This is a genomic window from Streptomyces sp. NPDC031064, from assembly GCF_055570965.1.
In genome coordinates this window covers 159980-186005 of the sequence record NZ_JBVIGF010000006.1, presented here as the reverse complement: position 1 = coordinate 186005, position 26026 = coordinate 159980, and the positions used below count along the sequence as shown (strand labels likewise).

General features: G+C 72.2%; 21 protein-coding genes. 10 read left to right on the top strand and 11 right to left on the bottom strand.

Annotated elements, in window-relative coordinates; translation table 11 throughout:
• The first annotated feature begins 28 nt into the window (after positions 1–28).
• The gene (locus ACZ46W_RS22575; RefSeq protein WP_468340186.1) at positions 29–670 is read left to right on the top strand and encodes an LAETG motif-containing sortase-dependent surface protein; all 642 of its coding nucleotides are present in this window, start codon (positions 29–31) and stop codon (positions 668–670) included.
• A gap of 6 nt (positions 671–676) precedes the next feature.
• Here ACZ46W_RS22575 and ACZ46W_RS22570 read toward each other — a convergent pair whose 3' ends face one another.
• Entirely contained in the window at positions 677–1699 is a 1023-nt protein-coding gene (locus tag ACZ46W_RS22570; RefSeq protein ID WP_468340184.1) for a PHP domain-containing protein, read from the bottom strand.
• 14 nt (positions 1700–1713) lie between these two features.
• Positions 1714–3771, bottom strand: a complete 2058-nt coding sequence (locus ACZ46W_RS22565; protein WP_468340182.1) for a SpoIIE family protein phosphatase — start codon at positions 3769–3771, stop codon at positions 1714–1716.
• Between the two features lie 187 nt (positions 3772–3958).
• Here ACZ46W_RS22565 and ACZ46W_RS22560 point away from each other — a divergent pair, with 187 nt between their 5' ends.
• Positions 3959–6499 (top strand): alpha-L-arabinofuranosidase C-terminal domain-containing protein, encoded by a 2541-nt coding sequence (locus ACZ46W_RS22560; RefSeq protein WP_468340180.1) that lies wholly within the window; start codon positions 3959–3961, stop codon positions 6497–6499.
• 93 nt (positions 6500–6592) lie between these two features.
• On the opposite strand, the gene ACZ46W_RS22555 is transcribed toward ACZ46W_RS22560, so the two are convergent.
• Both ACZ46W_RS22555 and ACZ46W_RS22550 read right to left on the bottom strand, forming a co-directional pair.
• The gene (locus tag ACZ46W_RS22555) at positions 6593–7081 is read right to left on the bottom strand and encodes an allene oxide cyclase barrel-like domain-containing protein (RefSeq protein WP_468340178.1); all 489 of its coding nucleotides are present in this window, start codon (positions 7079–7081) and stop codon (positions 6593–6595) included.
• Positions 7082–7114: 33 nt separating this feature from the next.
• Positions 7115–7555, bottom strand: a complete 441-nt coding sequence (locus ACZ46W_RS22550) for a YybH family protein (protein ID WP_468340176.1) — start codon at positions 7553–7555, stop codon at positions 7115–7117.
• A 208-nt stretch (positions 7556–7763) separates the two neighbouring features.
• Here ACZ46W_RS22550 and sigJ point away from each other — a divergent pair, with 208 nt between their 5' ends.
• The gene (gene sigJ / locus ACZ46W_RS22545) at positions 7764–8699 is read left to right on the top strand and encodes an RNA polymerase sigma factor SigJ (protein ID WP_468340174.1); all 936 of its coding nucleotides are present in this window, start codon (positions 7764–7766) and stop codon (positions 8697–8699) included.
• Positions 8700–8956: 257 nt separating this feature from the next.
• Positions 8957–11038 (top strand): SpoIIE family protein phosphatase, encoded by a 2082-nt coding sequence (locus ACZ46W_RS22540; RefSeq protein WP_468341138.1) that lies wholly within the window; start codon positions 8957–8959, stop codon positions 11036–11038.
• Positions 11039–11044: 6 nt separating this feature from the next.
• Here ACZ46W_RS22540 and ACZ46W_RS22535 read toward each other — a convergent pair whose 3' ends face one another.
• From ACZ46W_RS22535 to ACZ46W_RS22505, 7 genes are all read right to left on the bottom strand, one after another.
• Complete coding sequence (locus ACZ46W_RS22535; RefSeq protein ID WP_468340172.1) at positions 11045–12196, bottom strand: aldose epimerase family protein; 1152 nt, start codon at positions 12194–12196, stop codon at positions 11045–11047.
• Positions 12197–12250: 54 nt separating this feature from the next.
• Positions 12251–13480 (bottom strand): multiple monosaccharide ABC transporter permease, encoded by a 1230-nt coding sequence (gene mmsB, locus ACZ46W_RS22530; protein ID WP_468340170.1) that lies wholly within the window; start codon positions 13478–13480, stop codon positions 12251–12253.
• A gap of 9 nt (positions 13481–13489) precedes the next feature.
• A complete protein-coding gene (gene mmsA, locus ACZ46W_RS22525) occupies positions 13490–15025 on the bottom strand; it encodes a multiple monosaccharide ABC transporter ATP-binding protein (protein WP_468341135.1) in 1536 nt (511 codons plus the stop codon).
• A 50-nt stretch (positions 15026–15075) separates the two neighbouring features.
• The gene (chvE, locus tag ACZ46W_RS22520; protein ID WP_468341133.1) at positions 15076–16188 is read right to left on the bottom strand and encodes a multiple monosaccharide ABC transporter substrate-binding protein; all 1113 of its coding nucleotides are present in this window, start codon (positions 16186–16188) and stop codon (positions 15076–15078) included.
• Between the two features lie 2 nt (positions 16189–16190).
• On the bottom strand, positions 16191–17171 hold the full coding sequence (locus ACZ46W_RS22515) for a hypothetical protein (RefSeq protein ID WP_468340168.1): 981 nt from the start codon (positions 17169–17171) through the stop codon (positions 16191–16193).
• A 372-nt stretch (positions 17172–17543) separates the two neighbouring features.
• Positions 17544–18569, bottom strand: coding sequence for a zinc-dependent alcohol dehydrogenase (locus ACZ46W_RS22510; RefSeq protein WP_468340167.1), 1026 nt, complete (start codon positions 18567–18569; stop codon positions 17544–17546).
• Positions 18566–19720, bottom strand: coding sequence for a mandelate racemase/muconate lactonizing enzyme family protein (locus ACZ46W_RS22505; RefSeq protein ID WP_468340165.1), 1155 nt, complete (start codon positions 19718–19720; stop codon positions 18566–18568). Before ACZ46W_RS22505 ends, ACZ46W_RS22510 begins: the two co-directional genes overlap by 4 nt.
• A 227-nt stretch (positions 19721–19947) precedes the next feature.
• Here ACZ46W_RS22505 and ACZ46W_RS22500 point away from each other — a divergent pair, with 227 nt between their 5' ends.
• From ACZ46W_RS22500 to ACZ46W_RS22475, 6 genes are all read left to right on the top strand, one after another.
• Complete coding sequence (locus ACZ46W_RS22500) at positions 19948–20721, top strand: IclR family transcriptional regulator (RefSeq protein ID WP_468340163.1); 774 nt, start codon at positions 19948–19950, stop codon at positions 20719–20721.
• A 50-nt stretch (positions 20722–20771) separates the two neighbouring features.
• Positions 20772–21653: an SMP-30/gluconolactonase/LRE family protein gene (locus ACZ46W_RS22495; RefSeq protein WP_468340161.1), complete on the top strand. Its 882-nt coding sequence runs from the start codon at positions 20772–20774 to the stop codon at positions 21651–21653.
• Between the two features lie 146 nt (positions 21654–21799).
• On the top strand, positions 21800–22336 hold the full coding sequence (locus tag ACZ46W_RS22490; RefSeq protein ID WP_468340159.1) for a SigE family RNA polymerase sigma factor: 537 nt from the start codon (positions 21800–21802) through the stop codon (positions 22334–22336).
• A gap of 492 nt (positions 22337–22828) precedes the next feature.
• Positions 22829–23683 carry a pectate lyase gene (locus ACZ46W_RS22485; RefSeq protein WP_468340157.1) on the top strand — a complete coding sequence of 285 codons (855 nt, stop codon included), beginning with the start codon at positions 22829–22831 and terminating at the stop codon, positions 23681–23683.
• A 66-nt stretch (positions 23684–23749) separates the two neighbouring features.
• Positions 23750–24661 carry an arginase family protein gene (locus ACZ46W_RS22480; protein WP_468340155.1) on the top strand — a complete coding sequence of 304 codons (912 nt, stop codon included), beginning with the start codon at positions 23750–23752 and terminating at the stop codon, positions 24659–24661.
• A 120-nt stretch (positions 24662–24781) separates the two neighbouring features.
• Positions 24782–25960, top strand: coding sequence for a serine hydrolase domain-containing protein (locus ACZ46W_RS22475; RefSeq protein ID WP_468340153.1), 1179 nt, complete (start codon positions 24782–24784; stop codon positions 25958–25960).
• Positions 25961–26026: the final 66 nt, after the last annotated feature.

The following is a 26026-nucleotide window of genomic DNA, read 5'->3' as shown; positions in this document are numbered from 1 at the left end:
CACCCGTAACCGTACGGAGGAACCCCCCATGCCCCTGTCCACCGGACCGAGGCGGAACGCCGCCGCCGTCGTGACCGCCGCGCTCCTCGGCGCGGCCGGCACGGTGTTCGCCGCCGCTCCCGCCTGGGCCCACACCCCCTCCTGGTCCGTGACCTGCTCCGAGGTCCAGGTCGATCTCACGGGCTACCAGGACCGGGCACCCAACGAGGTCACCGTCACCGTGGACGGCAAGGACCTGCTGCCCACCGAGAGGTTCGGCCGGGAGTTCCACAAGCGACTGCCGCTGCCCGACCACGACAAGGAGCTGACGGTCCGCCTGGTCGTCAAGGCCTCCGACGGCGACCAGTTCTCGCGCGACGAGACCAAGACCGCCCCGGTGTGCGAGGACTCCACCCCCACGCCCACCCCCAGCACCACGCCGCCCACCAGCCCGCCCGCCACGCCCACCGCCACACCGAGCGAAACGCCCCCCACCGAGACGTCACCCGCGCCGTCCGCCCCGGCGCCGTCCGCCCCGGCGCCGTCCGCGCCCGCCCCCGGCGGCGGCGACCTCGCCGAGACCGGCTCGTCCAGCGCAACGCCCGTGATCGGCGGCGCGGCGGTGGCCGTCGTCCTGGCCGGCGGCGGCATCCTCTGGGCCGTCCGCAAGCGCCGCGCCACCGGCAGCTAGCCGCTCTCAGGCGCTCTTCGGCGCCTCACGCGTGCGGGTCCAGGTGAGCAGCTCCTCGGCCGGCCAGGTGTTGATCACCCGGTCGGCCGGTACGCCGCACTCCTCGGCCCGCGCGCAGCCCAGGATCTGCCAGTCGAGCTGGCCGGGCGCGTGCGCGTCGGTGTCCACCGCGAAGAACACGCCCGCCGCCACGGCCTGCCGCAGCAGCCGCCGGGGCGGGTCCAGCCGCTCCGGGCGGCTGTTGATCTCCACCGCCGTGCCCGACTCGGCGCACGCGGCGAAGACCCGTTCCGCGTCGAACTCCGACTCCGGCCGCTTCCCGCCCACCAGCCGGCCCGTGCAGTGGCCGAGCACGTCCACCAGCGGGTTCGTCACCGCCCGCACCATCCGCCGCGTCATGGCGGGCGCGTCCATCCGCAGCTTGGAGTGGACCGAGGCGACCACCAGGTCCAGCCGGTCCAGCAGCTCCTCGTCCTGGTCGAGCGAGCCGTCCAGCAGGATGTCGCACTCGATGCCGGTCAGCAGCCGGAACGGCGCCCACGTCTCGTTCAGCTCGGCCACCACGTCGAGCTGCTCCCGCAGCCGCTCCGCCGACAGGCCGCGGGCCACCGTCAGCCGGGGCGAATGGTCGGTCAGCACCGCCCACTCGTGGCCCAGCGCCGCCGCCGCCCGCCCCATGGCGTCGATCGGGCTGCCGCCGTCCGACCAGTCCGAGTGCAGGTGGCAGTCGCCACGCAGCGCCGCCCGCAGCGCGGCACCCCGCTGCGGGGCGTCGCCCACCTCGCTCTCCAGCCGCTTCAGGTAGGCCGGTACGTCCCCGGCCAGCGCCTCCCGCACCACCTGCGCGGTCTTCGGCCCGACCCCCTTGAGCTGCTCCAGGGTGCCGCCCGCCGCCCGCTTCGCCGCCTCGCCCTCCCCGAGTGCCGCGAGCGCCGCCGAGGCGGTGCGGAACGCCTTCACCCGGTACGTCGGCGCCTGCGACCGCTCCAGCAGGAAGGCGATCCGGTCCAGTGCCTCGACGGGGTCCATACGTTCCTCCTCGGCTACCCGGGCCGTGACGACGGGCCGATCTCGCACCACACCGCCTTGCCCTCGCCGCGCGGCTCCACACCCCAGCGCAGCGCCAGCGCGTCCAGCAACAGCAGCCCCCGGCCCGACGTGGCCGCCTCGCCCGGCGTACGGCGCCGGGGCCACGCGCTGGAACGGTCCTGCACCGTCAGCCGCACCCGCCGGACCGGTTCCGGCAGCACCTCCAGGGTCAGCACGGCGCCGCCCTCCGTGTGCAGGAGCACATTGCCCAGCAGCTCGCCGGTCACCAGCTCGGCGTCGTCGGCGAAGCCGCGCATGTCCCAGTCCCGAAGCGCCCGCCGCACCACCGCCCGCGCCTCGGACAGCCCCTGCGGGTCCGCCTGGTGGATGTACTGGTGAATGCGCGGCGCCCGTGGCGTACCCGGGTCCGGGCTGCGCCGCAGCACCAGCAGCGCCACGTCGTCGCCCGGCCCCCACCGCTCCCAGAACCGCTGCGAGAGGTGGTCGGCCAGCGCCTCCGCGCCCGGCGGCCCGCTGCTCACCGCCGCCTCCAGCGCCGCCATGCCCTCCCCGATGTCCACCCCCGGCTGCTCGACCAGCCCGTCCGTGCACATCACCAGCGTCTCGCCGGGCACCAGGTCCAGCCGCGTCTCGGGGAACTCCTCGTCCCCGAAGACCGACGCCAGGCCCAGCGGCAGCCCGCCCGGCAGCTTGGGCTGCCCCACGCGTCCGTCCGTGTGCCGGATCAGCAGCCCCAGGTGGCCCGCCCGCACCGCCCGTACCGTGCCCGAGTCCAGGTCCACCTGCGCGTACGTACAGGTGGCGAACCGCTCCGTGTCCAGCTCGGCGAGGAACCGGGACGCCCGGGCCAGCACCGTCGAGGGGGCGTGGCCCTCGCCGGCGTACGCCCGCAGCGCGATCCGGAGCTGGCCCATGATGGCGGCGGCGTGCGTGTCGTGGCCCTGCACGTCGCCGACCACGACCCCGACCCGCCCGCGGGGCAGCGGGATCACGTCGTACCAGTCGCCGCCGACCTGCCGGCCGCTCCACGCCGAGTGGTAGCGCACGGCGATCTCGCCGCCGTCGACGGCCGGGATGCGGCGGGGGAGCATCGTGGCCTGGAGGCCGGTGGCCAGCTCGCGCTCCTCGTCGAAGAGGATGGCGCGCTGGAGCGACTGGGCCACGATGGCGGCGAGGCCGAGCGAGAGGTTGCGCTCGTCGGCGCTGAAGGCGGTGCGCCCCTTGTAGAACAGCGCCATCCCGCCCAGCGTGCGGGCCTGGGCCACCAGCGGCAGATAGGCGGCCGCCCGGAACCGCAGCCGCCCGGCGAACGGGGCGAGCTCCGGGTAGTCCTTGATCAGCTCCTGGAACGAGCTGCTGAACAGCGGGCGCCCGCTGAGCACCGTCTCCGCCAGCGGCATCCCCGGCTCCAGGCGTCGCATCCGCAAATGTTCCAGGACGTCCAGGGACTCGCCGCTGAGCGCGATGATGTTGAGCGAGCCGTTCTCCACCAGACCGAGCGCGAAGCCGTCCGCGCCGAGCCGGGCCAGGCCCCCTGGGCCGGTCAGCGCGGCGGTGACGTCGTCGACCGTCACCGCGCGGGAGAGCGCCTGCGTGGTGCGTTCGACCATGTTCGTCTGCCGCTGCCGGCGCTTCTCCAGCTCCATCACGAACGTGGAGTGGGTGATCTCGGAGGTGGCGTCCCGGACGATCCCGACGATCCGGTGGGCCCGTCCGTCCCGGTCGCGCAGGATGCGGGCCTGGACGTGCGTCCACTGGACCGACCCGTCGTCGAGCGGGATCTGGAAGCGCGCGGCGTACGAGGACCGGCCGCTGACCAGCGCCTCCTTGATCACGGCGTCCAGACGGGTGCGCTCGTCCGGTTCGAGCCGGTGCACCAGCGAGGCGGGCCGGGAGTCGAACGTGCCGGGCGCGAGGCCGAACACGAGGAGTCCCGCCTCGTCGATGTCGATGGTGCCCGCGTCGAGATCCCAGTCGAAGCTGCCCGTGCGGTTCATGGCGAGCCGCTCGGTGGGCCCGATCTCGCCGCTGTGTGCCCGGTTGTCCGTCATCCCCCTCATTGTCGAGCCCGTCAGGTGGGAACGCCAAGGCATCGGCACGTGCCGGTGAGCCGGGCGGGCGGCGTCGGTGGGTTGACGCCTCAACCGCTCCTCCCTATCTTCCTGTTCGAAGTCCTGGTCAACGTCCGGTATCTCGAACAATCGTCGCGAACAACTGAAGAGATCCAGGAGCACACACATGGCACCCATACGGCCGAGGCTCGTCCTCGCGCTGGCGGCCCTGATGGTGGGCACGGCCATGGCCGCCCCCACCCGAGCCGATGCACCGCCCCCGGCCGACTACTCGCTCGACGTCAGCCCCGACCGGCCCGGCCCGGCGATCGACCCGACCATGTACGGCGTCTTCTTCGAGGACATCAACAACGCCGCCGACGGCGGCCTGTACGCCGAGCTCGTCCAGAACCGCTCCTTCGAATTCGGCCCCGCCGACAACCGGGCCTACACGCCGCTCACCGCCTGGCAGCAGACCGCCACCGGCGGCGCCACCGGCACCGTCCAGGTGGTGGACGACGCCGAGCGGCTGAACGAGCGCAACCGCGGCCACCTCCGCCTCGGCCTCGCCGGAACCGGCGGCACCGGCGCCCGCTTCGGGGTCGTCAACAGCGGCTACGGAGCCGGCATGGCCCTCCGGGAAGGCGCGCGGTACGACTTCTCCGTCTGGGCCCGCACCGACAACGGCGCGGGCACCCGCCTCACCGCCGAGCTGCGCGCCGCCGACGGCACCGTCCTGTCCGCGCCGCTCGGCATCACCGTGCGCGGCGACCGCTGGACCACGTACACGGGCACGCTGATCCCCAAGGTGTCCACCACCGCCGGCCGCCTCGCCGTCACCGCGGCCGGCAGCGGCACCCTGCGCCTCGACATGGTCTCGCTCTTCCCCCGCGACACCTACAAGGGGCGCCCGAACGGGCTGCGCAAGGACCTCGCCGAGAAGATCGCCGCCCTCAAGCCCGGCTTCCTCCGCTTCCCCGGCGGCTGCCTGGTCAACACCGGCAGCCACCAGGCGTACGAGGCCCCCACCTGGGAGCGCCGCCGCTCCTACCAGTGGAAGGACACGATCGGCCCCGTCGAGCAGCGGGCGGTCAACGCCAACTTCTGGGGCTACCACCAGAGTTACGGGCTCGGCTACTACGAGTACTTCCAGTTCGCCGAGGACATCGGCGCGATGCCGCTGCCCGTCGTCCCCGCCCTCGTCACCGGCTGCGGCGAGAACAAGGCCACCGACGACCCGGCGCTGCTGAAGCGGCACATCCAGGACACCCTCGACCTGATCGAGTTCGCCAACGGCCCCGTCACCTCCGAGTGGGGCCGCAAGCGGGCCGCCATGGGACACCCCAAGCCCTTCGGCCTGACCCACCTGGGCGTGGGCAACGAGGAGAACCTGCCCGACCAGTTCTTCGCCCGCTTCACCGAGTTCCGCGAGGCCATCGAGGCGAAGTACCCGGACATCACCGTCATCAGCAACTCCGGACCCGACGACGCCGGAAGCGTCTTCGACCGCGCCTGGCAGCTCAACCGCGAGGCGGGCGTCGACATGGTCGACGAGCACTACTACAACAGCCCGCGGTGGTTCCTGGAGAACAACGACCGCTACGACTCCTACGACCGCGAGGGTCCCAAGGTCTTCCTCGGCGAGTACGCCTCACGCGACAACCGGTTCTTCAACGCGCTGTCGGAAGCCGCCTACATGACCGGCCTGGAGCGCAACGCCGACGTCGTCAAGCTCGCCTCCTACGCACCGCTCCTCGCCGACGTGCACCAGAACCAGTGGCGGCCCGACATGATCTGGTTCGACAACCACCGCTCCTGGGGCTCGACCAGCTACGAGGTGCAGAAGCTGTTCATGAACAACACCGGCGACCGGGTCGTCCCCAGCCGGGCCTCCACCACGCCCGCCGTCTCCGGCCCCATCACGGGCGCGGTCGGCCTGTCCACCTGGGCGACGAGCGCCGCGTACGACGACGTGGAGGTCACCGCGGCGGACGGCACCACGCTCCTGAAGGACGACTTCTCGGCCGGTGACGGGCACTGGACCCGGGCGGCCGGACGCGGTGACTGGACAGTCCGGGACGGCGCGTTCGTCCAGACCGACGCCACCGCCGAGAACACCCTGGTGACGGCCGGCGACACCGGCTGGCACGACTACGACCTCCGGCTGAAGGCCACCAAGAAGTCCGGCCGGGAGGGCTTCCTCATCGCCTTCGGCGTACGGGACACCGGCAACCACTACTGGTGGAACCTGGGTGGCTGGAACAACACCCGTTCCGCCGTCGAGAAGGCCGTGGACGGCGGCAAGGAGACGCTGACCGAGAACGGCACGACCATCGAGACGGGCCGCACGTACGACGTCCACGTCCAGGTGCGCGGCCGTCAGGTCACGCTCTACCTCGACGGGAAGAAGTGGGGGAGCTTCACCGACGACAAGGCGGCCGAACCGTTCCGCCAGGTGGTGACCCGGGACGGCGGCGACCTCGTCGTCAAGGTCGTCAACGCCCAGGCCGCACCCGCCCGGACCCGGATCGACCTCGGTACGGCGAAGGTCGCCCCGACCGCCCGGCTCACCACCCTCCAGGGCGCGCCGGACGCCGTGAACACCGCCGAGGCGCGGCCCGTCCAGCCCCGGGAGACGACTCTGCGCGGGGTCGGCGAGGAGTTCACGTACACCTTCCCGGCGCACTCCGTCACCTTCATGCGGATCAAGGCGGGCCGGTCGACGTGAGGACGTGATCACCAACGAACGAGATCCCCTTTCGCGGCCGGGCCTGGGCCCTGTCGCGAAAGGGGATCACCGCTCATGCCTGACGGCGCGCTCTCAGCGCAGGATTTCGAGCCGCGCCCTCTCGTTCGGCGTGGCGATGTCCCAGAAGCGGGCGATGCCCCGCGCGTTGCGGTAAACGCCGGTACCGCCGGTGATCGCCATGTCGAGGGAAGCCACGCCCTTCGTCCACAACGACTGGATCGTCACAGAGCCCTGCGCGACCTCCATCGTGATCACGCACTGCGACGTGAGTTCCGTGCCCTTCACATGAACGACCTGACAGGTTCCGCCTCCGCGTCCGACACCCTGCCCATCCTTTATGGCGGTGCCGGAGTAGACGTCCATGTCGCCCAGGCTCGGCCCGGCGGGGCCGAGATCGACAGCCGTGTACTGATCGTTGCGAACCTTGAGTTCGAGGATTTCGACACGCCCCTTCTTCGGGGGATCGGCCTTTGCGCTGCCAACGGCCAGAACCCCGACCGTGACCGTGGCGAGCGAGGCGGCGGCGAACCTCATGAGGGTGGCTCGTCTGATGGTGACCATGGTGGATGCTCCTCACTGTGATCCGGCTGGGGGTCAGGCGGGCTGGTCCTTGTCGGACGGGAGCCAGACCGTCATGGTCGCCGGGTCGATCGGGATCGAGACGTGCTCGTGTGTGATCGACCACGTTCCGTCCGCTCGCCGGAGGCAGACGCTCTCCCGTACCCAGATCGACGCCTGGAGCCCGCCCTTGCGCTCTCCCGAGTCCAGGTGGAGCATGTGCGCGAACGCGGTGTCCCCGCTGGTCGCGAGGGTGAGGTCGTGGGTCTCCAGGCTGATGGGGCCGACGTATCCGTTGAACCAGCGCAGGAAGTTGCGGCGGATCTCGTCGGTTCCCGTGAACCGCAGAGGGGGGACGACGTCGTAGTAGACGGCGTCGGTGGCGTAGAAGGACATGAGCCGGTCGATGTCCTTCGTCTGCTGGGCCTCGGCGCGGTTCGCCAGGAGCGCCCGGATCTCGGACTCATGGGTGGTCATCGCGTACTCCTTCGGATGTGGTGTGGGCAATGGACGACTGCGACGTTCACGGGCTTTGCCGGCGCACCTCCGTTCGCTTCCGTCCCGTGCCGCTGTCAGTACGACGAGACGGCCCGGCGAAATGTGAGGCCGGGCGCCGATCTCACATTCCGGGGCGCTGTTCCGTCATAGAGGTGAAGGAAGATCCGACCGAGGGAGCCGCGAGACCATGACGACCAGTCCGACCGCGCCGCAGGACGACCGACTCGACCCGATGCCGAGCGCGGTCACCGGTGAACGCCGCAGGCTGATCGACCTCGCCTACCGGATGCTGGGCTCCGTGGCCGAAGCCGAGGACGCCGTCCAGGAGACGTACGCCCGCTGGTACGCGATGTCCCCGCGGCAGCAGGCGGCGGTGGTGTCCCCCGGCGGCTGGCTGACCAAGGTCGCCGGCCGGATCTGCCTCGACGTGCTCCGCTCGGCACGGGCCCGGCGAGAGCGTTACGTGGGGGAGTGGCTTCCCGAGCCGCTGCCCGCGCGCACCGAGTGGTCCGCCACCGCGATGGACGACAGCACGGCCGATCCCGCCGACCGCATCACGCTCGACGAGTCGGTCAGTATGGCCTTCCTCGTCGTGCTGGAAGCGATGACCCCGGCGGAACGCGTGGCGTTCGTCCTCCACGACGTCTTCCGCTACCCGTTCTCCGAAGTGGCCGACATCGTCGGCCGCACCCCGGCAGCCTGCCGCCAGTTGGCGTCCTCGGCCCGCCGCCGCGTCGAGGCCGCGCGCGCCCCCGTGTCCCCGACGGTCCAGCGGGCCCGTGTCGTCAGGGAGTTCAAGCGGGCGTGGGAGGCCAAGGACATCAACGCCCTCATCGGCCTGCTCGACGCCGACGCCACCGCCGTCGGGGACGGTGGCGGACTCGTCACGGCCCGGCCCCACCCGATCGAGGGCGCCGAGCACATCGCCCGGTTCTTCGCCGGCCGCACCCGCCCCGGCCGGCTGGCGATCCGCGAGTGCACGGTCAACGGTCAGCCCGGTCTGGCGGCCCACCTGGACGGCACCGTTGTGTCGGTGTACGCGTTCGACATCGCGGACGGCAGGATCCGCCGGATCTGGGCCGTGCTCAACCCCGAGAAGCTCCGGCCCTGGAAAACGGCCTGACGCCCCTCCTTGCCGACGTGTCGGCCGGCACGTTCACCACCCTGGCGGGGCCCGGAAGGGTGTGTCGAAGCGCGGGCGTGAACGACATGCGCGTCGGGCTGACCGGCACCGTACGGCCGGCGTCGATCGCCTTCAACCGCCGGGCGCACGCGACCCGACCTGCGCCCGGCGGCCCGGCGGGGCACGCTTGAAGCGTGAAGAATCCCGAGGAGGCGGGCTCGGGCCTGCGGTCGCTGGGCGCCGCGCTGTCCGACGTGATGCGCCGGACGGGCGCCTCCATCGGCATGGTCTACCTGCTGCCGCCGGGGGACAGCGCCCTGCGCCTGGCGCTGCTGAGCGGCGTCTCCCTGGAGTTCGCCGCCCCGTGGACGCGGGTCGGGCCCCGCGACCCCGTGCCGGTGGCGGACGCGGTGGCCGAGCGGCGTCTGGTGTGGATCGGCGACCGGGAGGAGATGGCCCGCCGCTACCCCCGGCCCGGGCTGGTCCTGCCGTACCCGTTCTCGCTGGCCGCCGCCCCGATCCCCGGCGACGGCGACGGGGGCGTCCGGGGCGGGCTGGTGCTCCTGTGGCCCGGGGACCATCCGCCGCGGCTCGCCGGGCACGAGGAGGACGCCGTCCGGGACGTCTGCGACCGGATGGCGCTGGTGCTGGAACGGGCCGCCGGCCGCGGCACCCCCGTACTGCCGGACCCGCAGCCCCGGCTGGTACGGCCCGGCCGGCGCACCCCCGGCCCCATCGAGGCGACGGCGGCGGTGGAGTTCATCGACCGCCTGCCCGGCGGGAGCTGCGCGCTCGACCTCAACGGGCGCATCACCTACCTCACCGACGCGGCCGCCGACCTCCTGGGCGCCGAGGCCGGCGAACTGACCGGGGCGCTCCCGTGGGAGGCACTGCCCTGGATGGACGACCCCGCCGTGGAGGACCGGTACCGGGCCGCGGTCATCAGCCGCCGGACCACGTCGTTCACCGTCCTGCGCCCGCCCGGCCACTGGCTGTGCTTCGAGCTGTACCCGGACGCCTCCGGCATCAGCGTTCGCGTCACACCGGCCCCGCCCGGGCCGGAGCCGGGACAGGAACCCGGCGCGGCCGTCCCCGACCCGGAGCACACCGCGCACTCCCCGCTGCCCAGCCGGGCCACCGCCCTGTACCACCTGATGCACCTGGCCGCCACGCTCACCGAGGCCGCCGGCGTCCAGGACGTGGTCGACCAGGCCGCCAACCAGATCACCCCCGCCCTCGGCGCCCGCTCCCTCGCCCTGCTCACCGCCGAGGAGGGCCGGCTGCGGGTGGTCGGCCACCGCGGCTACACCGCCGGGACCATGGCCCGCTTCGACCACGCGCCGCTGGCCTCCGACACCCCCGCCGCACGCGTCCTGACCACCGCGACCCCGCTCTTCTTCGGCAGCCGCGCCGAACTGGAGAGCGCCTACCCCTCCGCCATCGTCCTGGACACCGCGGACGCCGCCTGGGCCTTCCTGCCGCTGATCGCCTCCGGCCGTCCGGTCGGCTCGCTGGTCCTCGCCTACGACCGGCCGCGCACCTTCCACCCCGGCGAGCGCGCCATCCTCACCTCCCTCGCCGGACTGATCGCCCAGGCCCTGGACCGCGCCCGGCTCTACGACAGCAAGCAGGAGCTCGCCCACCGCCTCCAGGCCGGCCTCCTCCCGCACACCCTGCCCCACGTCCCCGGCCTGGAGGTCGCCGCCCGCTACCTCCCCGCCGGACACGGCACGGGCATCGGCGGCGACTTCTACGACCTGATCCGGCTCGGCGGCACGAGCGCCGCCGCGACCATCGGCGACGTCCAGGGCCACAACACCGAGGCGGCCGCCCTCATGGGCCAGGTACGGGCGGCCGTCCACGCCAGCGCCGGCGCGCCGCCCGGCGAAGTCCTCGCCCGCACCAACCGGCTGCTCACCGACCTCGACCCCGGCCTGTTCACGAGCTGCCTGTACGCGCACATCGACCTCAAGCACCACCGGGCGCTGCTCGCCACCGCCGGGCACCCGCCGCCCCTGGTGCGCCACCCGGACGGGCACACCGAGGCGCTCGACCTGCCTCCCGGCCTCCTCCTCGGCATCGACCCGGCCGCCGACTACCCCACGGCCGGAGTCACCCTGCCCATCGGCACCGTACTGGCCCTCTACACCGACGGCCTCGTCGAGGCGCCCGGAGTCGACATCGACGACGCGACCGCCGAACTCGCCGGGAGACTCGCCGAGGCGGGGGCCCGGAGCCTGGACGACCTCGCCGACACGCTCATCGGCCACGCCCACGGCTCGGCACCCCGCGACGACGACATCGCCCTGCTCCTCGTCCGTACGGTCGCGCCGGCGTAGGAACCGTCAGCGCGCCGAGAAGCCGTGCACCGTCACCGACCGGTACGTCTGGCCCGGCCGCAGCACCGTCGAGGGGAAGGACGGCTGGTTCGGCGAGTCGGGGAAGGCCTGTGTCTCCAGGCACAGCCCGTCGCCCTGCCGGTAGGTGCGCCCCGACGGCCCGGCCAGCGTGCCGTCCAGGAAGTTCCCCGAGTAGAACTGCACGCCCGGCTCCGTCGTCGCGATCGTCATCGTGCGCCCCGAGCCCGGGTCGCGCAGCGTCGCGACGGGCTGCGGACGGTCCGTGACGCCCTTGTCCAGCACCCAGTTGTGGTCGTACCCCTTGGCGAGGACCACCTGCGGGTGCGCCGTGCGGATGTCCTCGCCGATCCTCTTCCCGTGCCGGAAGTCGAACGGCGTGCCCGCCACCCGCGCCAGCTCACCGGTCGGGATCAGGGTGGCGTCGGCGGGCGTGTAGCGGGAGGCGGCGAGCCGCAGCTCATGGCCGAGGATGTCGCCACTGCCCTCGCCGGCGAGGTTGTAGTACGTGTGGTTCGTCAAGTTCACCACCGTGGCCCGGTCGGTGGTCGCCGCGTAGTCGATCCGCCAGTCCCCGCGCGGAGTGAGGGTGTACGTCACCCTCACCCGCAGCGTGCCCGGGTAGCCCATCTCGCCGTCCGCGCTCACGTACCGCAGCACCAGCCCGACCCCCGCGGCGCCGGTGAACGGCTCCACGTCCCACACGCGCTTGTCGAAGCCCTGGGCCCCGCCGTGCAGGCTGTTCGGCCCGTCGTTGACGGACAGCCGGTACTCCCTGCCGTCCAGGGTGAAGCGGCCGCCCGCGATGCGGTTGCCGTACCGGCCGATCAGCGCGCCGAAGTACGGCGACGACGACACGTAGGCGTCCAGGTCGTCGAAGCCCAGCGACACGTTGGCGTACCGGCCGTGCCGGTCCGGTGTCTCCAGGGACTGCACGATGCCGCCGTACGACAGCACCTTCAGCCGTGTGCCGCCGTTGTGCAGCGTCCAGCGGTGCACCTTCGTGCCGTCGGCGAGCGTCCCGAAGAGCTCCTTCACCGGCTTCCCCGGCCCGCTGTCCGAGGCGTACGACGGGGAGCCCGCCGCCGTGAGTCCCGTCGCGGCCGCCGCCGCCAGTACCGTCCGTCTGCTCGTTTCCATGCGAACTCCCGAAGTCCTGAACTTCCGAATTCCCGAATTTGCGAAGGGTGAGGGCTACTTGCCGGCCTTGCGCTTGTTCCAGACGTCGAACCCGACCGCCGCCAGCAGCACCAGGCCCTTGATGACCTGCTGGTAGTCCGTGCCGATGCCGACCAGCGACATCCCGTTGTTCAGCACGCCCAGCACCAGGCCGCCGATCACGGCGCCCATCACGGTGCCGACGCCGCCGCTCATGGAGGCACCTCCGATGAACGACGCGGCGATGGCCTCCAGTTCGAAGTTGAGCCCCGCCTGCGGGGTGCCCGCGTTCAGTCGCGCCGCGTACACGCAGCCCGCCAGCGCCGCCAGCACGCCCATGTTGACGAAGACGAGGAAGGTGACCCGCTTGTCCTTGACGCCCGACAGTTGCGCCGCCGCCTTGTTGCCGCCCAGCGCGTACACATGGCGCCCGATCACCGCGTTGCGCATCACATAGCCCAGCCCGATCAGCAGCGCGCACATGATGAGCATCACCACCGGTACGCCGTGGAAGCTGGCCAGCGTCAGCGTGAACGCCACCACCGCGGCTGTGATGGCCGTGCACTTCAGCGCCCACAGGCCGAACGGCAGCACGTCCAGCTCGTGGGCGAGCTGCCGCCGCCGGTCGCGCCACTCGCGCAGCAGCAGGAAGACGACCGCGACGAGGCCGAGCAGCAGGGTGGGGTTGTGGTACTGGGTGTAGGGGCCCATCTCGGGGATGAAACCCTTGGCGATGTTCTGGAAGCCCTCGGGGAACGGGGCGATCGACTGGCCCTCCAGGACGATCTGCGTGAGCCCCCGGAAGAGCAGCATGCCGGCCAGCGTCACGATGAACGACGGGATGCCGACGTACGCGATGAAGAAGCCCTGCCAGGCGCCCGCGACCCCGCCGATCAGCAGCGACAGCACCAGGGCCAGTACCCACGGCATGTCGTGCTTGACCATCATCACCGCCGACATGGCGCCGACGAAGGCGACGACCGACCCGACGGACAGGTCGATGTGGCCGGCGATGATGACGATCATCATGCCCATGGCCAGGATGAGGATGTAGCCGTTCTGCTGGATCAGGTTGGAGACGTTGTTCGGCAGCAGCAGGGTGCCGTCGGTCCAGATCTGGAACAGCACGACGATGAACGCCAGGGCGATCAGCATGCCGTACTGCCGCATGTTGCCGCGCACCCCGTTCAGGAGCAGTGACGCGGCCGACGGTTGTGGTGGCGCGTCCTTCGGCTGGGGGCGCGGGGAAGTGGTCGTGGTGGTCATGACGGGGCCTCAGCTTCTGTTCATGGTCATCTGGCGCATCAGGACTTCCTGGGTGGCCTCGGCGCGGGCGACCTCACCGGTCAGCCGGCCCTCGGCCATCGTGTAGATCCGGTCGCACATCCCGAGCAGCTCCGGCAGTTCGGAGGAGATGAACAGCACGGCCTTGCCCTGCGCCGCGAGCCGGTCGATGACGGTGTAGATCTCGTACTTGGCGCCCACGTCGATCCCGCGCGTCGGCTCGTCGAGGATCAGCACCTCGGGGTCGGCGTGGATCCACCTGCTGAGGACGACCTTCTGCTGGTTGCCGCCCGACAACCGTCCCACCTGCTCGAAGACGGTCGGCGCCTTGATGTTCATGGTGGTGCGGTACCGCTCGGCGACCCTGCGCTCGTGGTGCTCGTCGACGACGCCGCGCCGCCGCATCCCGGACAGCGAGGCCAGCGAGATGTTGCGGTTGATGTTGTCGATGAGGTTCAGGCCGTACGCCTTGCGGTCCTCGGTGACGTACGCGAGACCCGCCCCGATCGCCGCCGGCACGGTCTTCGTCACCACCTCGCGCCCGCCCACCTCGACCGTCCCGGCCACGTACTGGCCGTAGGAGCGCCCGAAGAGGGACATGGCGAGCTCCGTGCGGCCCGCGCCCATCAGCCCCGCGATGCCGACGATCTCGCCGCGCCGGACGGTCAGCGACACGTCGTCGACGACCGTGCGCTGGTGGTCGACCGGGTGCCGGACCGTCCACCCGCGCACGGCCAGCGCGACCTGTCCCGCGTCCTCGCCCTCGTACGGCGTGCGGTCGGGGAAGCGCTGGTCGAGGTCGCGGCCGACCATGCCCCGGATGATCCGGTCCTCCGACAGCACCGGCTCGTCGTCCGGTGCCTGACGCACCGTCAGGGTCTCGATGGTCCGCCCGTCGCGCAGGATCGTCACCGCGTCGGTGATCCGCCGGATCTCGTTCAGCTTGTGCGAGATGATGATGCTCGCGATGCCCTGGTCACGCAGCTCCAGGATCAGATCGAGGAGCTTCGCGCTGTCCTCGTCGTTGAGCGCGGCCGTCGGCTCGTCCAGGATGAGCAGTTTCACCTCCTTGGCCAGCGCCTTGGCGATCTCCACCAACTGCTGCTTGCCCACACCGATGCCGGCGACCGGCGTCTGCGGCTTCTCGCGCAGCCCCACGCGCTTCATCAGCGCGCTCGCCCGGCGCAGCGTCCCGTTCCAGTCGATGACCCCACGGGTGGCCTGCTCGTTGCCGAGGAAGATGTTCTCGGCGATCGACAGGTGGGGGACGAGCGCCAGCTCCTGGTGGATGATGACGATGCCGTGCCGCTCACTGGCCCGGATGTCCCTGAAGGCCACCGGCTCGCCCTCGAACCGGATCTCGCCCTCGTACGAACCGTGCGGATGGACCCCGCTGAGCACCTTCATCAGCGTCGACTTGCCCGCGCCGTTCTCGCCGCAGATCGCGTGGATCTCCCCGGCTCGCACCGTCAGGTTCACCCCGGAGAGCGCCGTGACGCCGGGGAACGTCTTGGTGATCCCGCGCATCTCCAGGACGGGCGTCCCCGCCGCGGGCCGCGTCACTTCGGCGGGCCGCGTCACTGGAGCTGCCCGGCGGTGAAGTAGCCCTCGTCGACGAGGAGCCTCGTGTTCGACTTGTCGATGCTGACCGGGTCCAGCAGGAACGAGGGCACGGTCTTCTTGCCGTTGTTGTAGTCGGTGGTGTTGTTCACCTCGACCTCGCGGCCGTTGAGGACGGCGTCGCCCATCTTCACCGCCTGCGCGGCGAGCTTGCGCGTGTCCTTGAACACGGTCTGCGTCTGCTCGCCCCGGATGATCGACTTCACCGAGGCCAGCTCCGCGTCCTGCCCGGTCACCACCGGCAGCGGCCGGCTCTTGGTGCCGTAACCGGCGCTCTTGAGGGCCGAGATGATGCCGATGGAGATGCCGTCGTACGGGGAGAGGACCGCGTCGACGCGCTGCTCGCCGTAGTTCTTGCTGATCAGGTCGTCCATCCGCTTCTGCGCGGTGCCGCCGTCCCAGCGCAGTGTGGTCGCCTGGTTCATCCGGGTCTGCTTGCTGCGCACCACGAGCCGGCCGCCGGCGATGTACGGCTGGAGCACCTTCATGGCGCCGTTCCAGAAGTACTTGGTGTTGTTGTCGTCCGGAGAGCCCGCGAACAGCTCGATGTTGTACGACTTCCCGCCGGCGGTCGGCGGGCCGAGCCTCAGCGCGTCGACGATGTACTTCGCCTCCAGCTCGCCGACCCGCTCGTTGTCGAACGACGCGTAGTAGTCGACGTGCTCGCTGCCCATGATGAGCCGGTCGTACGCGATGACCGGGATGCCCGCGTCCTCCGCCCGCTGGAGCACCTCGGTGAGGGCGGAGCCGTCGATCGCGGCCACCACCAGGAGCTTGCGCCCCTTGGTGATCATGTTCTCGATCTGGGCGATCTGGTTCTCGACCTTGTCGTCGCCGTACTGGAGGTCGGTCTCGTACCCGGCCTTCCGGAACTGCTCCGCCATGTTCTCGCCGTCGGCTATCCACCGCTCCGATGCCTTGGTGGGCATGGCGAGCCCGATGGTGCCGCCCTTGCCGCCGGCGGGCTTGTAGCGGCTGCCGCCCCTGGCCTCCTGGCCGCAGGCGGTGAGCGAGAGGGTGAGCAGCGCGGCGAGCGACGCCGCCACGGCGGTTCTGCGGGAGATGCGCATGGTCATTCGCCTTCCGGGACGGTGACCGGGACGGGGAAACGGTGGAGTTCGCCCGGCAGCCGCGAGCCGAGCGGGGACATCCCGCCGTCCGCGCCGTGCCGGGCCAGCAGGTCGAGGACGAGCCGCCCCCGGCGCACCCGTTCGCGGGCGGTGGCGAGCGCGGTGTCGCGCAGTTGGGCGCCGTAGGGGTAGATGCCGGGGGAGCGGCTCAGTCCGAACTTCAGGTACAGCGGGGCGCCGCGCCGGATCAGCTCGGCAGCCTCGTACATCCGGATGTAGCCGCCGAGGTCGTCGGGTGCCTCGACGTACATGTCCATCGGCGCCCGGGCGGCCAGCCGGATCTCGGTGAGGTGGTCCAGGGTCAGGTCGGAGGGCACGTTGATGGAGTCCGCGCCGAGCCGCTCGTACACGGCGTACGAGGCCGGGTTGACCGGTCCGGTGAGCGCGGACAGCTTGAACGTGGTGTCGGCGGGAAGGTGCCCCGCCACGCGCAGCCGGTGCAGCGTCCACAGCACGCCCTCGTCGGCGACGAGCAGGCAGCGCACGCCGAGCGAGGTGGCGCGGCAGGCGTCCTCCACGCAGCCGGCGAGCGCGTCGTGGCCGCGGGCCCGCAGCCCGGCGCCGCCCGAGTCGGTGCGGGTGCCCGCCCCGATGTCCCAGGTGCCGCGGGGGCCGGTGAACAGGCACAGCTCGATGTCGCGTTCCGCGCAGGACTCCACCATCTCGGTGATCTCGGTGTCGGTGAGCATCCAGACACCGCTGCCCTGGCTGATCCGGTGGACGGGGACGTCGAGCCGGGAGCTCTCCTTGAGGACGACGGCCAGGGCCTCCGGGCCCTCCACGGACGGAATCTCGGTGCGCCAGGTGCCCCCGTCGGGGAACGTGTGCGGCGAGGCGTCGGCCGGGTCGGCGACGGGTGCCGGATGGCCGATGGCGGCCAGGGCGTCGGCGCCGGGACGGCGGGGTACTGACGGGGCGGTCACAGGGCTCCTATGTTCGGTATCTCGGACGTGGTTCGCGGGAGTGGGTGTACGGCGGTACGGGATGCGGGCAGGGCGCCCCGTACCGCCGTACGGCATGGGGAGCCGCCGTTACGCGCGTCGGCGGCCCGGGGCGGGGGAGTCGCGGCGCGGCTTGCGGTCTGGGGGAGGGGCTTGCGGGCGCTCGCGGTCTGGGGGCGTGCGGTCTGCGGGACTTGGGGTGTGAGGACTGGGGTGTGCGGGGCTTGGGGGTTTGCGGGACTGAGGTCTGCGGGACTTGGGGTTTCCGGGGGGCTTGCGTCGGGGGGGCTTCGGGGAACGGCTTGCGGCGGGTGGTTACGGCAGGGCGATACGGCGGGTGGCTACGGCGACGGCCTACGGCCGCAGCAGCACCTTGCCGGTCTTGGGGTCGCCGCCGCCGACGAGCGCGACGGCGTCCGCGAACCGCTCCAGCGGGAACTCGTGCGTGATCAGCGGCGCCGGGTCGAGCAGCCCGAGCCCGAAGGCCCGTACCGCGTCCGACCAGGCCGACGACGGGGCGCCGAAGACGCTGCGGATCTCCAGTTGGCTCAGCGACAGGTGGACGGGGTCGATCCCGGCTGCGCCGGGCGTGAACATCCCGGTCAGCACCACCCGGCCGCCCCGCCGCGCCAGCAGGCAGGACGAGGCCGCCGTGGTCGGTGCCCCCGCCGTCTCGACCACCAGGTCGAACCGTCCCCGCAGCGCCTCCGCCTCGGCCGGGCCCACCGACTCGCCGGCGCCGAACCGCAGCGCCTGCTCGCCCCGCGCCGCCCGCGGATCGATCACCGTCAGCTCGGCGGGGGAGGAGGCGCCCAGCAGTTGCACGGCCAGCAGCCCCAGGGTGCCGGCGCCCACCACGGCGACCCGCTCACCCGGGCGCGGGCGCCCAGCCCGTACCGCCGCCGCGACCACGGCGGCCGGCTCCAGCAGCGCCGCGGCCCGCAGGTCGGCGTCGTCGTGCAGGGGGTGCAGCAGTCGCGCCGGCAGGGTGACGTGGTCGGCGAAGGCCCCCGGCTCGGTGAACCCGGTCTCCGCGTAGCCCCCGGCGCACAGGCTCGTCTCCCCGCACCGGCACCGCTCGCACACCCCGCACGCCCGGAACCCCTCCGCGACCGTCTTGCGGCCGACCAGCGCCGGGGCGACGCCCGCGCCCACCGCCTCGACCGTCCCGGCCCACTCATGGCCCGGGACCACCGGGTACCGGACGTACGCGGCGTCCCGGTGGCCGTCGTACACCTCGCGGTCGCTCATGCAGATCCCGGCCGCGGCGACCCGCACCAGGACCTCGCCGGGCCCCGGCTCGGGTACGTCCCGCTCGACCAGCCGGTGCGTGCCCGGCCGGTCGACGACCAGCGCCCGGCTGCGTGGCGCGCCGCTCACTTCGGCGCCCTCTTCTCCCAGCCCTCGGCCCACAGGTCGAACCGGGCCCGCTGCTGCGGGAACTCGGCCGCCGCGTCCACGTCCAGCTCGACGCCGAGACCCGGGGCGTGCGACACCTCGAAGCAGCCGGTGGCCGGGTCGACCTGGGGCGCGCCCTTGACGACCTTCTTGATCTCCGCGTCCGCGAAGTCGTTGAAGTGCTCCAGGATCTTGAAGTTCGGGGTGCAGGCGGCCAGTTGGAGGGAGGCGGCGGTGAGCACGGAGCCGCCCACGTTGTGCGGGGCGACCAGCATGTAGTGCGTTTCGGCGGTCGCGGCCAGCTTGCGCGTCTCCAGGATGCCGCCGATGTGCCCCAGGTCCGGCTGGATGATGTCGGCCGCCTGCGACTCGAACAGCTCCCGGAACTCGATCCGGTCGTGGATCCGCTCGCCGGTCGCCACCGGCAGGTCCACCTTCTCGGCGACCTTCGCCAGCGCCTTGAGGTTCTCCGGCGGCACCGGCTCCTCCAGCCAGGCCGGGGCGAACGGCGCCAGTTCCTTCGCCAGCCGCACGGCCGTGGCCGGGCTGAACCGCCCGTGCATCTCCAGCATCAGCTCGGCGTCCGGCCCGATCGCGTCCCGCACCGCCTCGATCAGCGACACCGCGTACCGGGTTTGCTCCGCGTCCAGCTCCAGATGGCCGGTACCGAACGGGTCGATCTTCAGCGCCCGGTAACCGCGCGCCATGACCTCCTTCGCCGCCTGGTGGTACGCCTCGGGGGTCCGCTCGGTGGTGTACCAGCCGTTCGCGTACGCCTTGACCTTGTCGGTCACCTTGCCGCCCAGCAACTGCCAGACCGGCACCCCCAGCGCCTTGCCCTTGATGTCCCAGCAGGCCATCTCGACGACCGCGATGCCCGACATCACGATCTCACCCGCCCGGCCGTAGTCGCCGTACTTCATCCGGCGTACGAGATCCTCGACCGCGAAGGGGTCGGACCCGGCGATGTGGTTGGCCTCGGCCTCCTTGAGGTAACCGGCCAACGCGTCCGTATGGCCCAGCATGCGCGTCTCGCCGACACCGGTGAGCCCTTCGTCGGTGTGGACGAGCACATAGGTGAGATTGCGCCAGGGGGTCCCGACGACATGAGTGCTGATTCCCGTGATGCGCACCGCAGTTGCCCTCTCGAGCTCGTTCGATATTTCGTCACACGTTCGAAATCTTGGCGTGACCGTAATCAGCCCCTCGGTGGCTGTCAATGGTTGGTGCAGGGTCTGTTCGCCGACCGGGGCTCGTGTGCCGCCCGTATGGCCATTGCCGGCGAAGTGGGCTGCGGTTAGCCTGTGTTCGTCATACCGGCCAACGGCCGGAATCTCGAACGAAGGGGTGGGTGGACGGTATGGGACGTCTCGTTCCCGCTGTGACCAGGGCGCTCGACATCCTGGAGCTGTTCCTGGAGGGCGACGGCACCCTCTCGGCACCGGAGGTCACCCGCAAGCTCCAGTTGCCCCGCACCACCGTGCACGAACTGCTCACCACCCTCGCCGCCCGCTCCTACCTGGTCCCGCTCCCCGAGCAGCCCGGCCGCTACCGCCTCGGCGTACGCACCTACCAGCTCGGCAGCCGGTACGCCGAGCAACTCGACCTCGCCGCCGAGGGCCAGCGGGTCGCCCGGGAGGTCGCCGAGACGTGCGACGAGACCGTCCATGTCGCCATCCTGGAGGACACCGACGTCATCTACATCGCCAAGGTCGACTCCACCCACGCGGTCCGCATGGTCTCGGCCGCCGGCCGCCGGCTCCCGGCCCACTGCACCTCCGTCGGCAAGATGCTCCTCGCCTCCCTGCCGCCGGCCGAGCTGGACGCCCGGATCGAGGGGCGCGAGCTGGCAGGGATGACGGCCAACAGCATCACCGACCCCGAGGAGCTGCGGGCCGAACTGGCCGCGATCCGCGAGCGCGGCATCGCCTCCGAGCACCAGGAGTCCAACCCGGACGTGAGCTGTGTCGCCGCCCCCGTGCGCGACGGCGCCGGCCGGGTCGTCGCCGCCCTGTCCATCTCCGTCCCCATGATCCGGTGGAGCGAGAAGCGCGAGGCCGAGCTCGCCGAGCTCGCCGCCAAGGGCGCCGACGACCTCTCCGTGAGCCTCGGCCACCGGGGCGGAGTCCGGTGACGCGCGGTCCGGTGGGGCGCGGTTCGGTGGGCCGTGGTCCGGTGGGGCGCGTGGAGGTCGCCGTACGGGAGTGCGCCGAGCTGGGCGAGGGGCCCACCTGGGACGCGGCCGCGCGGCGGCTGATCTGGGTCGACATCCTGGGCTCCCGCGTCCACACCTACGCTCCGGAGAGCGGCCGCCGTACCGTCACGGCCACCGAGCAGCACGTCGGCGCGGCCAAGCCGCGGGCGGGCGGCGGACTGGTGGTCAACCTCCGGGACGGCGTGGGGCTCTACGGCGGGGGCGACGACGGGCGTGGCGACGGGGGCGCGGGCGTGGGCGGCGCGGCCTTCCGCTGGCTGGTCCACGACCCCGTCCCCGGGCGGCGCGGCAACGACGCTGCCGTCGCCCCCGACGGGGCGCTGTGGGCGGGCACGATGCGCTACGACGAGGCGGCCGGCGGCGGCACCCTCACCCGGATCGCCCCCGACGGGACCGCCGCCACCGTCTTCCCCGCCGTCGCCGTCAGCAACGGTACGGGCTGGAGCCCCGACGGCACCCTGATGTACTACATCGACAGCCCCACCCGCCGTATCGACGTGTGCCGCGTGACCGACGGCGGCGAACGGGTCACCGGTCGGCGGCCGTTGGCCACCGTCGAGCGCGGCGCCGGCTTCCCCGACGGCCTCACCGTCGACGCCGACGGCTGCGTCTGGGTCGCCCTCTGGGACGGCGCCGCGATCCGCCGCTACACCCCGGACGGCACCCTGGACAGGGTCGTCGAACTGCCCGTGCGCCGTCCCACCGCGTGCGCCTTCGGCGGCCCGGGGCTGCGGGACCTCTACGTCACCACCGCCCGCACGGGGCTGGCCCGCCCCGAGCCGCTCGCCGGTTCGCTCCTGGTGCTGCCGGACGCGGGACAGGGCCTGGAGGCCACCGCGTTCGGGGGCTGACACGCGACGGCAAGCGCTTGCTACGATCGCGCCTCGCGCTCCCACGAGGGCGACGGGCCCGCACGGGAAGGCGTCGCCCGCGGGGGCCCGGCCGAGCAGACGACATCACCGACGCAGGGCGCGACGACGCGCAGGGAGAGGCCGCCGTGGGGACACCCTCCGCCGACGAAGCCACGGAGTTCCGCGACTTCTTCGAGCGTCACTACGCCGAACTGGCCCGCCTCGCCCACCTGCTGACCGGTGAGGCCGACGCCGCCGACGACCTCGCCGCCGACGCCCTGCTCGCCCTCTGGCACCGCTGGGACCGCGTCCGGGCCGCCCAGCACCCCGCCGCCTACGCCCGGGGCGTCGTCGCCAACCTCGCCCGCAGCCGCGTCCGCAGCGCCGTCCGCGAACGCCGCCGCATCGCCCTGTTCTGGTCCCAGCACTCCCCGCACACCGATGGCCCGGACATACCGTCCGTCGTGGACGTCCAGGGCGCCCTGCGTACCCTGCCGTTCCGCAAACGCGCCTGCGTCGTGCTGCGCCACGCCTTCGACCTGTCCGAACGGGACACCGCCCTCTCCCTCGGGATCTCGGTCGGTACGGTGAAGAGCCAGACGTCCAAGGGTGTGGCCCAGCTCGAACGGCTCCTCGGCAACCGGGCCGCGACGCACCTCGTGGGCGAGACATGGACGAGTTGAAGCGCCGCCTGGGGGCAGTGGCCGGGGCGCATCACCCGGACCGCGCCCGCATCCACGCGCGCGTGGAGCGCGGCATGGCGGCCACCCGGTCTCCCGCCTGGGAGGGACCAGAGCGTCACCGCACAGCCCGCCGTCCCCCTCCGTGCCGAGGGGGCTGCCGACCCGCACAGCAACCGCTTCTGGGCCCAGAGCAACAGCACCCTGGCGGCCTCCCGGCCGCCTGGACGCTCGAACCGGGCCGCACCGCACCGGCGGGCCGCCACGTCTTCGCGGGCCGGTACAACCACGCCGAGGGCGCCCGCGCCGCCGACCGGGACCACTACACCGTCACCGCGACCGGCAGCGGAGGTGAACGGACCTCGCTGCGCGGCGACTTCGCCCCCTGGCCGCGCCATCCGCGTCCAAGAAGGCATCGGCCGGCGGCAACCCTTCCGGTGGCGGCGACGACCAGCAGGTGCAAGGTCTCACCCCCACACGAAGGAAACGGGACACATGAGTCAACGAGCCGCCGCACGGCCCGCACGCCCTGGACGGGCCCACCGCTCCACCCGGCGTACCGGCCGCCGCGTCATCGCCGCGCTCACCGGCGCGGTCGCCCTGACCGGAGCCGCCATCACCGCCGGCGTCACCCTCCCCACCGCCGGTGCCGCGGCCGCCTGGCCGGCCCCCAACGGCAGCAAGCCCGTCCCGGCGACCATCTCGGTGCCCGCCGGAACCCCGTACGACGGTGGCATGAAGCGGCACTACGGCACCGGAGACCTCGGCGACGGCGGACAGGACGAGGGCCAGGCCCCGCTGTTCAAGCTCGCGGACGGCGCCGTCCTGAAGAACGTCGTCCTCGGCTCCCCGGCCGCCGACGGCGTCCACTGCATGGGTAGCTGCACGCTCCAGAACGTCTGGTGGGAGGACGTCGGCGAGGACGCCGCCACGTTCAGGTCCAAGTCGGCCGGCGCCACCTACACGGTCACCGGCGGCGGCGCGAGGAAGGCGTCCGACAAGGTCTTCCAGTTCAACGGCGCGGGCAAGCTGACCATCACGGGCTTCCAGGCCTCCGACTTCGGCAAGCTGGTCCGTTCCTGCGGCAACTGCTCCACCCAGTACAAGCGCACCATCGTCGTCGACAACGTCGACGTGACCGCACCCGGTGGCAGCATCGCCGGGATCAACACCAACTACGGCGACACCGCCACCCTCCGCAACATCCGCATCCACGGCGACAGCAGCAAGAAGATCAAGCCGTGCGTACGCTTCACCGGCAACAACACCGGTGCCGAGCCGGTCCAGACGGGCAGTGGCCCCGACGGTACGTACTGCCGCTACACGGCGTCGGACATCACCTACGAGTGACGGCGCGGCCCCTGCCGGCCGGTGCCGCCCGGCCCGGCAGGGGCTCCGACGGTAATGTCCCGGTTCATGGCGGATTCGGATGTGCGGCAACCGGTGATCATCGAGGCGCCCTCGGTGCTGGGCCTGCGGCCCTCCGGCGTTCAGGACCTGCCGGCGGCGCTTCTCGGCGCCGGCCTCGCCGACCGCCTCGGAGCGGTACGGGCGGGACGCGTCGAACCGCCCCCGTACGACCCGAGGCGCGACGGCGACACCGGGGTGCTCAACCCGGACGGCATCGCGCGGTACTCCGCCGCCCTGGCAGACGCGGTCGGCGGCGCCCTCGACTCCGGCCGCTTCCCCGTCGTGCTCGGCGGCGACTGCACCGTCCTGCTCGGCAACCTCCTCGCGCTGCGCCGCCGCGGCCGGCCCGGACTGCTCTTCCTGGACGGTCACACCGACTTCTACCAGCCGGCGGCGGAACCGGCCGGCGAGGCGGCGTCGATGGAACTCGCCCTCGCCACCGGCCGGGGGCCGCGGTCCCTCACCGACCTCGAAGGCCGTGGGCCGCTGCTGCGGGACGAGGACGTCGTCGCCCTCGGCTTCCGGGACGCGGAGGAATCCGCCGCGGCCGGGATGCAGCCCCTCCCGCCCGGGCTGTGCGCCATCGACCTCGACGGCGTACGGGCGATGGGCGCCGCCGCGGCGGCACGCCGGGCGGTCGACCGGCTCGCCGGAGGCGGCAACGACGGCTACTGGGTCCACCTCGACGCCGACGTCCTGGACGACGCGGTCATGCCCGCCGTCGACTACCGGCTGCCCGGCGGGCTGAGCTGGGCGGAACTCGAAACCGTGCTGCGGACGGCGCTCGCCGACGAACGGGCCCGGGGGCTCGGCGTCACCATCTTCAACCCCCGCCTCGATCCCGACGGCCGCATCGCCGCCCGCCTGACCGAGTGCCTCGCCCGGGGACTTGCGGCCGGCACCGCCGCACACACGTGACTGGTGGTCAGCGGGTGGGCCGCGGTGGGGGCAGCACCACCGGAGGGGCGGGTGTGTGCACCATGGCCCGGAGGCAGTGGCGTTCTTTAGCGTGTGATCACCAATCCGGAGGGATCACACATGTTCGACGCCGCCCTGTCCCCGCTCGTCCGCAAAGTCGCGCTGGTGGTCGCGACGTCCGCCCTCGCGTTATCCACGGCGGTCACCCCGGCATCCGGCGCGCCCGGGTATGGCCGGGCGGAGTTGCGAAGGGACCTGGACGCCATCCGGGAGACCGGAGTGGTCGGTGTTCAGGCCCAGGTCACCACCGACCACCGGCGGATCCACGCCCGCAGCGGAACAGCCGTGCTCGGCACCTCGCGCCCGGTGCCGTACGGGGGCCACTTCCGGATCGGCAGCAACACCAAGACGTTCATCGCCACGGTCATCCTGCAACTGGCGGCCGAGAAGCGGCTGTCACTGGAGGACCCGGTGGACCGGTGGCTGCCGGGAGTGGTGCGCGGCAACGGAAACGACGGACGGAGGATCACCGTACGCCAGTTGCTCCAGCACACCAGCGGCCTGCCCAACTACACCGACGGCATGGCGAAGGACTTCCTGGACGAGCGGGAGTTTCTCCGGCAGCGGCACAGGACGTACACGCCGGCCGGGCTCGTCGCCCTCGCGCTGCGCCACCAGCCGCTCTTCCCGCCCGGCACCGGGCACTCCTACTCCAACACCAATTTCCTGCTCGCCGGCATGATCGTGGAGAGGGTCACCGGGGAGTCCTGGCGCGGCCAGGTCCATCGCCGGATCATCGCACCCCTGGGCATGCGCCACACCTTCACCCCGGGCGTCTCCGCCTCGCTGCCGTCACCCCATGCCGAGGGGTACACGCGCGAGAAGGCCACCGGCCGGCTGTTCAACAGCACCGAACAGAACCCCAGTTGGGCCGAGTCGGCCGGCGAGATCATATCGACCACCGAAGACCTCACCACCTTCTGGCGGGCCCTGCTCGGCCACCGCCTCCTCCCGCCCGCCCAGCTCCGGACCATGCTGACCACCGTCCCGACGGACCGGCCCGGGGAGGAGGCAGGGCTCGGTATCTTCCGGCACCGCCTCACGTGCGGCGGCTGGTACTACGCGCACTCCGGCGGAACACCCGGGTACATCACCAACAACGGTGTCACCGCCGACGGCAGGGTCAGTGTGGTGATCTCGTCGAGCACGCTCACGGAACAACAGGACGCCCGGGCCGAGGCGGCGGTCGACCACGCGCTGTGCGCCCTGCGCGGCGGCGCCGACCGTTCCGGAGGGTGACAATGAGCCGGTGACGAAGGGTTCCGGGAGAGTCGGTTCGGCGGCGGGCGGTTGGATGACGGAAGG